Source organism: Kocuria atrinae C3-8, from assembly GCF_000286355.1.
Lineage (GTDB): Bacteria > Actinomycetota > Actinomycetes > Actinomycetales > Micrococcaceae > Kocuria > Kocuria atrinae_A.
In genome coordinates this window covers 1-8,985 of record NZ_AJXN01000134.1, presented here as the reverse complement: position 1 = coordinate 8,985, position 8,985 = coordinate 1, and the positions used below count along the sequence as shown (strand labels likewise).

13 protein-coding genes and 1 pseudogene are annotated in these 8,985 nt (G+C 62.8%); 11 read left to right on the top strand and 3 right to left on the bottom strand.

Features of this window, described 5'->3' with window-relative positions; genetic code table 11:
• On the top strand, window positions 1-286 hold a 286-nt coding region (locus YO9_RS0113555; protein WP_223286584.1), incomplete at its 5' end, for a hypothetical protein.
• Entirely contained in the window at window positions 235-951 is a 717-nt protein-coding gene (locus YO9_RS0113550) for an alpha/beta hydrolase fold domain-containing protein (protein WP_223286583.1), read from the top strand. The genes YO9_RS0113555 and YO9_RS0113550, both read left to right, overlap by 52 nt.
• A 169-nt stretch (window positions 952-1,120) precedes the next feature.
• On the opposite strand, the gene YO9_RS18715 is transcribed toward YO9_RS0113550, so the two are convergent.
• Window positions 1,121-1,258 carry a hypothetical protein gene (locus YO9_RS18715; protein ID WP_223286582.1) on the bottom strand — a complete coding sequence of 46 codons (138 nt, stop codon included), beginning with the start codon at window positions 1,256-1,258 and terminating at the stop codon, window positions 1,121-1,123.
• Entirely contained in the window at window positions 1,255-1,689 is a 435-nt protein-coding gene (locus tag YO9_RS0113545; RefSeq protein WP_223286581.1) for a hypothetical protein, read from the bottom strand. Before YO9_RS0113545 ends, YO9_RS18715 begins: the two co-directional genes overlap by 4 nt.
• A gap of 195 nt (window positions 1,690-1,884) precedes the next feature.
• Between YO9_RS0113545 and YO9_RS0113540 the strand changes: the two genes are divergently transcribed.
• The 5 genes and pseudogenes from YO9_RS0113540 to YO9_RS0113525 all read left to right on the top strand — a co-directional run bounded on the left by YO9_RS0113540 (window position 1,885) and on the right by YO9_RS0113525 (window position 5,065).
• Window positions 1,885-2,769: a cation diffusion facilitator family transporter gene (locus tag YO9_RS0113540; protein WP_016997974.1), complete on the top strand. Its 885-nt coding sequence runs from the start codon at window positions 1,885-1,887 to the stop codon at window positions 2,767-2,769.
• A 97-nt stretch (window positions 2,770-2,866) separates the two neighbouring features.
• Entirely contained in the window at window positions 2,867-3,550 is a 684-nt protein-coding gene (locus tag YO9_RS0113535) for a CDP-alcohol phosphatidyltransferase family protein (RefSeq protein WP_016997972.1), read from the top strand.
• Window positions 3,551-3,603: 53 nt separating this feature from the next.
• A complete protein-coding gene (locus YO9_RS18710) occupies window positions 3,604-3,858 on the top strand; it encodes a hypothetical protein (RefSeq protein ID WP_223286580.1) in 255 nt (84 codons plus the stop codon).
• Window positions 3,859-3,872: 14 nt separating this feature from the next.
• Window positions 3,873-4,550, top strand: a complete 678-nt coding sequence (locus YO9_RS0113530) for a phosphatidate cytidylyltransferase (protein ID WP_262925697.1) — start codon at window positions 3,873-3,875, stop codon at window positions 4,548-4,550.
• Window positions 4,551-4,646: 96 nt separating this feature from the next.
• Window positions 4,647-5,065 (top strand): annotated as a pseudogene (locus YO9_RS0113525) (ChaB family protein).
• 94 nt (window positions 5,066-5,159) lie between these two features.
• Here the strand turns inward: YO9_RS0113525 and YO9_RS0113520 are convergent.
• The gene (locus YO9_RS0113520; RefSeq protein ID WP_016997965.1) at window positions 5,160-5,540 is read right to left on the bottom strand and encodes a GNAT family N-acetyltransferase; all 381 of its coding nucleotides are present in this window, start codon (window positions 5,538-5,540) and stop codon (window positions 5,160-5,162) included.
• A gap of 62 nt (window positions 5,541-5,602) precedes the next feature.
• On the opposite strand from YO9_RS0113520, the gene YO9_RS0113515 reads away from it, so the two are divergent.
• The 4 genes from YO9_RS0113515 to YO9_RS0113500 all read left to right on the top strand — a co-directional run bounded on the left by YO9_RS0113515 (window position 5,603) and on the right by YO9_RS0113500 (window position 8,848).
• A complete protein-coding gene (locus tag YO9_RS0113515) occupies window positions 5,603-6,565 on the top strand; it encodes a 1-phosphofructokinase family hexose kinase (RefSeq protein ID WP_031273332.1) in 963 nt (320 codons plus the stop codon).
• A 48-nt stretch (window positions 6,566-6,613) separates the two neighbouring features.
• Window positions 6,614-7,462 carry a 5'/3'-nucleotidase SurE gene (gene surE / locus YO9_RS0113510; RefSeq protein ID WP_016997961.1) on the top strand — a complete coding sequence of 283 codons (849 nt, stop codon included), beginning with the start codon at window positions 6,614-6,616 and terminating at the stop codon, window positions 7,460-7,462.
• Between the two features lie 101 nt (window positions 7,463-7,563).
• Window positions 7,564-8,103, top strand: a complete 540-nt coding sequence (locus YO9_RS0113505) for a hypothetical protein (protein ID WP_223286579.1) — start codon at window positions 7,564-7,566, stop codon at window positions 8,101-8,103.
• Window positions 8,104-8,311: 208 nt separating this feature from the next.
• Entirely contained in the window at window positions 8,312-8,848 is a 537-nt protein-coding gene (locus YO9_RS0113500; protein WP_223286578.1) for a hypothetical protein, read from the top strand.
• Window positions 8,849-8,985: the final 137 nt, after the last annotated feature.

The following is an 8,985-nucleotide window of genomic DNA, read 5'->3' as shown; positions in this document are numbered from 1 at the left end:
GAACTCCGCGAGCGGCGTCGTCCCCGTGAATGCCATGGCGCACTCGGAGGTGACCCTCCGTCAGGCGGATCCGGCGCTCAAGGCGACCGACGCGGTTCTGCCGTTGCTGCCGAGCCTGCCCGAGGAAGAGGACAGCGCGCGGGAGGAGCTGAGCAAGGACAAGCCCGAGGCTGCCCCGCACCGCTCCATGCATGAGCGTGTGAACTTCCGGAAGGTGGTTGTGGCCGGCGGCCCGTGCTGGTGGCCGAGCCTAAGTCTCGTGCGTGGGGCGCGGTGGCTCCGGTGATCGTGTACTGGCACGGTGGTGGCTATGTGAGTCCCATGGTGCGCACGCACTGGCGCTTCCTGGACGAGCTCATCAAGCGCACCGGTGCCACGGTTGTGGTGCCCAGCTATGCACTGGCCCCCGTGCACACCGTGGACGAAGTTCAGCCGCTCGTGGACGGAACGCTGGAACTGGCCCGCTCCATGGGATCACGCGTGTACTTCATGGGTGATTCTTCCGGTGGCGGTCTGGCGCTGGCTCAGGCGCAGCGCCTGCGTGATCAGGGTGCGGCATCGTTGGCCGGCTTGGTGCTCATTGCGCCGTGGGTCGATGCAACCCTGGTCAACCCGGCGATTGCCGAGTACGAGTCCAAGGACAAGATGCTCAGCGTCAAGAAGCTGCGTGTTTCGGGCCGCTGGTGGGCCGGTGAGAGGGATGCTCGCGATCCGCTGGTCAGCCCCGCGTACGGCACGTTCGAGGGCTTGCCGCGCACGTTGGTAACCCAGGGTGACCATGACATCCTCTACCCGGACACCATGAACACGGTGGCGGAACTGCAGCTCGCGGGCGTGGACACCACCGCGATCGTGACTGAGGATGCTCCGCACACCCACTCGCTGATGGTGTGGACTCCCACGGCCCGCAAGGACGTGGAGGACATCGCTCGCTGGATCCTGGAGCGCTAGCGGCGTCCCACTCACAGTGAAGACCATCTGAAAACGACTGACGGCACGGTAACTCCGGTTACCGTGCCGTCAGTCGTTGTGCAATGGTTCGGGTCGCTCCGACGCCGCCGCCGCTCGGCCGGGCTTTCGGATCCCGCAGGTCCCGATATCCAGACGAGCCCGGCCAGCCCTAGCGGCCCACGTTCTTGAAGAACCACGTATAGAAACCGATCCACCCCGCGGCGAAGATACTCCACCGGACCCATTCCGGCGCGCTCGGCATGAGTTTTCGGCTGAGCCCACCCAAGCTGCCGATCGCCGCTGTCACCAGAATGAACCGCGCGCCCGCGCCGGAACGGACCACAGCAGGAAGCGCGGCAGCGGGCGGCCCAATAAGCCATTGGTCCGGGCGTAGATCTTGTACGGTGTGCCCCGCAACGGCCCGGTGAGCAAGGCCTTGTACCCCTTGGCGGAGTAGTCGGATTCGACCCGTCGGACCATGGTGGGGGAGACCGCGGGTAAGGCGGCCAACGCCCGTGCGGATCGTCCTCCACCGGTCTTGGCTCCCCACGCATGAGTGACCGCGCCGCCCAGCACGGCGCCCGCTGTGGCAGAGGCAACGCACTTCAGCCCGCGCCTCGGACTCTTCATGGCCAGGGCGGACAACCAGACATCCGGGACGATGAAGAAGGCGGTGGCCTCCGCGAAACCCCAGACGGCTGCCACGGCGTGATCTCTACCTTTAGTGGAACGGCTCATGTGTCCTCCTGGTGCCTTGGCGCGCGTGCGGTCGTTTTGGTCTTTGGCTCGGCGCACCGTAATGATCACTGTAGGAGGGGTTCGCCCTGCCGTACCGTTATCAACTGGATCGGACAGGTCAGCCGGAAGGGGAGTCAGCATGGGGATGGTCACGACCACGGGCATTCCCATGTACCCCACGCCGCGGAACGGGGCATGCGGCGTCGGCTGGTCATCGCGTTCGGTATCACCGCCGTCATTGTGATCGCGCAGGCCGTGGGTAGCGTGCTCACGGGAAGTCTGGCGCTGCTCACGGACACCGCCCATGCCGCGGCGGATGCCTCGGGTCTGTTGGTCGCCGTGATCGCCGCAACCATGATGCTGCGTCCGCCCAGCGGCAGACGCACCTGGGGTTTTGCCCGGATCGAAGTCATTGCTGCTCTCGGGCAGGCCGTCCTGCTCCTGGTGGTAGGCACCTACGCAGCCATTGAGGGCATCCGGCGGCTCTTCGAACCCAGTGACATCCCCTCGGTCGAGCTGTTGATTTTCGGTGTCATCGGCTTGGTCGCCAATATCGCGGCAATGGCCGTGCTGGCCTCCTCCCGGGATTCGAATTTCAACATGCGGGCGGCCTTCCTCGAGGTCCTCAATGACGCCCTCGGCTCCATGGGCGTGATCATCGCAGCGATCGTCATCCACACCACCAGTTTCCAGCGCGCGGACACCATTGCTGGTTTGTTCATTGCCGCGTTGATCCTGCCCCGCGCATTCCGTCTGCTGCGCGAAACCATGGGAGTGCTCATGGAGTTCACGCCCAAGGGCGTGGACATGGACGAGGTGCGTGAACACATCATGGAACTGGAACACGTGCGCGATGTTCACGACATGCACGCGTCCACGATCGGTACTGGCCTGCCGGTGCTGTCCGCGCACGTGGTGGTCGAGGACCGGTGCTTCGAATCCGGGCACGCCCCCGAGATCCTGGAGACTGTGCTCGATTGCGTACGGGAGCATTTCCCGGTCTCCTTCGACCACGCCACTATCCAGTTGGAAACTGCCGCGCTCCGGGACAAGGAGTCCCCGGACATGCGCCACGCGTAGCGCGTCGCAATCCACGGGCGGCTACCCGGGTCCGCGCGGGTCGCGGTGGAGTGTGCCAAGGTGGCATCAAGCAATCCGCGCACCTTCGAGGAGATCTATGGGCTCCAGCAGTAATTCCCCCAGCGCGCCAGACCCCCTGCGCCGTCCCATTCCACAGCGCACCACCGGCTGGGCCACGCGCATTGCGTCCGCTCTGCAGCGGGCGGGTCTGAAACCCAATCACATTTCCGTGGCCTCGGTCGGCTTCGCGCTCCTGGGTTGCCTGTGCCTGGTGCTTTCCGTGCATTTCGACGACGCCGCTCGCCTCCTCCTGCTCATCGTCGCCGCCGTGACCATCCCGTTGCGCCTCGTGTGCAACATGTTCGACGGGATGTTGGCGGTGGAGGGCGGACTGAAAACCCCTACCGGCGAACTGTTCAATGAAGTGCCGGACCGGATCTCGGACCTGGCCCTTCTTGCGGGAGCCGGGTATGCGGCGTCGGCAATGGACGGTGGCGTGACCCTGGGCTGGCTCGCGGGAAGTCTCGCCGTGCTGACCGCCTACGTGCGCACGCTGGGAGTGAGCGCGGGAGCGGGGCAGTTCTTCGGTGGCGTGATGGCCAAGCAACAGCGGATGTGGACGCTCATGGTCGGGATTCTGGCGACCATGATCGAACCGCTGCTCGGCTTGCCGCGCGGTTGGATGCTGTTCGTGACGCTGATCCTCATTGCCGCGGCGTCTGCTCTCACGGTGGCTACGCGGCTGCGCTGGATCGCCCGCGAACTCACGAAGCGAGGCTGAGTCATGACCGAGATCGGGCTGATCGGCCGCAGTCGATTCGGCTGCTGATCGGCGTGGGGGTGTTCTTGGTGGTGGCCACCGTGGTTGCCGAGATCATGTTTCGGCGGACCACCAAGGAGGGGCTACGGAACACGCTCATCAACGTGCGACAGCGGATTTTCGCCTGGTGGATCATGGTGGGTGTGCTCGCCGTGAGCTTGGCGCTCGGGGAAACCGTGATGCTCGTGCTGTTCATGCTGCTTTCGCTCGTGGCACTGCGGGAGTTCATGGCGCTGGTGCCGGCCGGTGAGAAGGACGCCGCGCGCTGATCTGGATCATGGTCGTGCTGACTCCACTGCACTACTGGTTCGTGTGGGAACACTGGTACGGGATGTTCGCCATCTTCATCCCGGTGTACGCGTTCCTGTTCCTGCCCGTGCTGTTGGCGCTGTCCGGCCGGACGGATCATTTTCTGCATCGTGCGGCCCTGAGTCAGTGGGGGCTCATGGTGTGCGTGTACGCGCTGAGTCACCTGCCTGCAATCCTTCAGTTGCCGGTGGCGTTCAACCAGGGCAAGTCCGCAGCGGACGGATCTCCCCTGGGTTCCGGCGGCGTGGAAGGCGGTGCGCTGCTGCTGTTCGTGTGCGTGGTGGTGCAGGGCTCGGACGTGCTGCAGTACCTGTGGGGTAAGACGTTGGGTCGCCACAAGATCGCTCCGAACGTGAGCCCCAACAAGACGTGGGAAGGCTTCATCGGGGGCGTGCTTTCTGCGACTGCATTGGGTGCTGCACTGTGGTGGCTAACCCCGTTCACGCCGTGGCAGGCCGCGCTGTTGTCGCTGATTGCATGCCTCATGGGTTTCGTGGGCGGCCTGGTGATGAGCAGCCTCAAACGCGACCGCGGTATCAAGGACTTCGGCGCGATCATCCCCGGCCACGGCGGCATCCTGGACCGCACGGACTCCCTGATTTTCGCCGCGCCGGTGTTCTTCCACCTGACGCGGTTCTTCTTCAGCGGTTGATTGACGACGCCGCTCGGCCGCCTTCCGAGCGGCACAGGCCGCGCGTAAAATCGACAGCACACTACCTATTAAGTGTCTCGCGAGAGGAAGCAGATCATGCCCAAGTCCAAGAAGAATGGCCGTGCGATTCAGGATGAAATTCCGTCCACTCTGCAGCGCTCGGATGAGAAGGCCCAGGACACGTTCGCCCAAACCTACGACTCCGCCAAGGACGAGTACGACAGCTCATCGCGCGCTGCACGCACCGCGTGGTCTGCGGTGAAGCACACCCACGAGAAGGTGGGGATCACTGGGAACCCAAGGACGAAAACGGGCCCTCGGACGACCGTGCCGAAAAAGGTGGCCTCAACAAGGAAGACACCGCGGGCGGCGTCGACGCCAATGCCAGCAAGGATCACCTGTACGAGATCGCCCAGGAACTCGACATCGAAGGCCGCTCGGACATGACCAAGGACGAGTTGGTCGACGCCATCGACAAGGCCAACCAGAAAGAAACTAAGGAGTCCCGGAGCTAGAGTTCGCGCGCCAGGAAAACGGTGGCCGTGGTGTTCTCGTGGAAGGGCTCCACGGGTTCGTAGCCGCGTTTGCGGAACATGGCGATGCCCTCCGTCATCTCCTCATTGAGAGAGACGACCGCGGTGTGGGCACCAGGGCGCGTACCTTGTTCTCCAGCGAACGGACGAGTGTGCGAGCGTGTCCCTTGCCGCGGTGATCAGGGGTGACCCAGATCCGGCGGAGCTCCACGGTGGAGTCATCAAGTTTGCGCACGGCACCACACGCAATGACCTCTCCGGAGATCAATTCAGTCATGAGGAAGAAGTCGCCGCGGGGCGGTGTGACCTGTTCCGGTGAGGTGCTCTCCGTGAGATCTGGGTCGAAACCGCCGTCAATTCGATGATTGAGCTCGCTGAAGTACGCGGTCAGCACTTTCTGCGTGTGATCGCTGGCGGCTTGGCCCTCCAGGATGCGTACGGGCGCGGTGGCGTTCATTCCACCATGGTGACACCGATGCCTACTGTTCACCAGGGCCTAACTCGTAGTAGTTTTCGGCCATGACTCCCACGTCCACCGGGAACGAGCCCCGCGTATCGATTTTGGTTCCCACCCCGCTATTGGTGGTGGAGATGACCGAGCCCGCTGCTTATCGCAACCGCAGCGACCATGAGTCGGATGTCCATCTCCATCCGGGCGGTCAGGGCCTGTGGGTCGCCCGCATGGCCGGTTCTTTGGGAGCCGAAATCTCCATCAATGGCCCGTTCGGCGGGGAACTGGGTTCACTGATCCGGACCATGCTGGACGGTATGGGCATGCAGGTCAACGCGGTGCGTTACAACTACGGCAACGGCGGTTACGTCTACGATCTGCGCGGTGAGGACCGGGAGACCCAGGCCCACATGCCGCCGCCGGAGCTGTCCCGCCACGAGTTGGATGATTTGTACGGCACGGCCTTTGTGGACGCTCTGGCCTCCGATGTCCTGGTGGTCACGGGTGCGGAGCCGGCCGATGTGGTCCCGTCATCGTTCTTTCGAAGGCTCATTCGTGATACACGGGATGCCGGCACTCCCGTGGTTGCGGATCTGAGTGGGAAGCCTGCCCTGGCCAGTGTCGACGCCGGCGTAGATGTCCTCAAGATCAGCCACGAGGAAATCATGGACCTCGAGATCGTGGAGGACGAGACCGCCGAGTCTCTCACCGAGGCAGGCAAGATGTTGCTGGAACGCGGGGCGGGCGCCGTCGTCATCTCGCGAGCGAAAGATCCGGCCCTGTTGGTCGAGAACGATTCGGTGCGAGAGGTGTCCGCGCCGTCGATCACGCCGCTGGACCACCGAGGTGCGGGAGACTCGATGACTGCGGGAATTTCGGTGGGTCTCGCGCGCGGACTCGATCTCGTCGATGCCGTGGCGCTGGGCGCATCCGCTGGAGCGCTCAATGTGGCGCGGCGTGGGTTGGGCACGGGAAATCGCACGACGATCGAGAAGTTCGCCCGCCAGATCACCATTCGAAAACTGTCCTAAACGCGCTCGGCCCTGGTGACCGGGCGAGCGGCGTGGAAGCATGGGGCCATGCGCATCCTTGTGACCAACGATGACGGCATTGCTTCCCCGGGACTCGCGGTGCTCGCCCAAGCGGCGCTGGACCGAGGCCACGAGGTCAAGGTCGCCGCGCCCGCCGAGGAGTATTCGGGTGCCAGCGCGTCCCTGTCCGGCGAGGAGATTGACGGCAAGATCGCGCTCGTGGATGCCGATCCGCCCAACATGCCGGAGGGCGTGGAATGTGTGGGTGTGAAGGCGGCCCCGGCGCTGATCGCTTTCTTGGCTTCTTACGGGGCGTTCGGTGCGGTGCCGGACATGGTGCTGTCCGGCGTCAACCTGGGTGCGAACACGGGTAAGGCCACGTTGCATTCGGGCACGGTAGGCGCGGCGTTGACGGCCGCTTCGCACGGGATTCCCGGGATCGCGGTCTCGATCACCTCAGGCCAGCCGCAGCATTGGGAGACGGCACTACTGGTCACCAAGTTCGCTCTGGAGCGTTGGGAGACTCGGGAATTCGACGGCAGAATCTTGAACATCAACGTTCCCGACGTCGCCCCCGAACGTCTCCGGGGCCTCAAGCCTGCCGAATTGGCCTCCTTCGGCGCGGTGCAGGCGCAGATCGATCGGGGCGACGACACACACATTGCAGTGACGTACAGCGCCGAGACCGGACGCGAGGAGCCGAACAGCGATCACTACCTGCTGACCCACGGCTGGGCCACAGCCACTCTGCTGCATGCACCGGTGAACGATACGAACGGGCAGCTGCGGACCATTGATTTGGAAGAACTGGGGATTACCCCGAGCTCATCGCCGGATGCCGCGGAATCGCAGGGTGATATCGATGTCGACGCCGCCACGGTGATGCGGAAAACCTAGCCCCGATTGTCCAGAACTGGCCATATGGCCATTGAACGGGCCGGTTAGGGATGAAACGGTGGAATGCCTAGAACGTGACGAGTCACGAGAAGGTGTTTCAGATGTCGACCGCAGTGCCAGAACAGCGAAACGTCCCGAAGCTCACTGATGAGCAAGTTATCGAGCTGGACTGGTGGTATCCACATACGGTGGGGCGAGCAGTCGCGTATGCAGCGTGGACTTACTTTGTTGCGGTAGGTGCAGTCACGGCAATTGAATTGCAATTTTCCCTGCTTCGAGACGGTCTGAACTATTGGAGCATCATTCCTGCTGCTCTAGCCGGCGCTGCAGGCCTGTACCTGTCACGGGGCAATCGTCGTGAGAAGTACCGCGACCATCTGGCTAAGCGGAAGCTTAAGTGGGGCAGTCAAAGCCAAGAGAGTGGGTCTAGATCTCCAGAGTCGGTAACACCCACCTGGAGGTTGGTGGCTTACGCGATATCCATAGGGTTCGCCCTGTTCGGTTTTCTCAGTCTCATGAGCCACTTGGGCGCCTTCGGCCCGCTGAACTGGTTTATCTTCGCCATGTGCTTCATACCAGTGGCACTACTGGTGTGGTTCTTGTACTTGGGTAAAGGCACCAATATTGAGGGCCGCCAGTGAACGGTTTGTTCTACCAGAGTGGCTCGGTCAGTGGTCGAGCGGAACGGGCTGGGCCAGTTGGGCCATCACGCTCTCGGGTGTCACCGCTGTGGGTCTGGTGGCCTATCGCGTAGGAAAGAAAACTGGCCATTTGGCTAGTTGAAGTGGCTGGTCAGACATGCAACGGTGGAATGCCCAGAACGTGACGAGTCACGAGAAGGTGTTTCAGATGTCAACCGCAGTGCCAGAACAGAGAAGTGTCCCAGTGCTCAGCGATGAGCAGGTCATTGAGCTGGACTGGTGGTATCCGTGGACGGCGGGTCGAGCGATTGCATACGCGGCATGGGTGTACTTCTTCACGCTGGGTGTCTTCGCTCTAGTCGAGTTGTTCTCGTCTGGGTTTCAGGCGGGCTCGATCTTCTTCGTCGCCATCGGGCCTGCAGTGGGTAGTGCCATCGGCGGAATACTCGGGAGAGGCACCCGTCGGCAGAAAATAAGAGTCCGCCACGAAAAGAAGGTGCTGAAGGCGGAAGCCAGGGGACAAGCGGTATCCGATCAACCATTTCCTCTGCCCCCATCGAACCTGTATGTGGTCGGGTTCGGAGTGTCCATTGCGATTGCGCTGTTCGGACTTCTCAACCTCATCACCCACGTCGGGCTCTTCGAGGCCACTACGGGTTTCACCCTGGCGATGTGTTTCGTAATGGCGGCTATCCAGACCTGGGTTATGTACACGGGCGATGAAATTCCGAAGGAGAGTGCGTGATGGCTACTGACACAGTTAAAACGCCCATGAGCGAAACGGATGAGAAATCCAGGACCGCGATCATTCAGGCGGCGGATCCGTACTTTCCGCATACATTTTGGCGGGCGGTGCTGCTAGCTGTAAGAGGGCGTGACGTT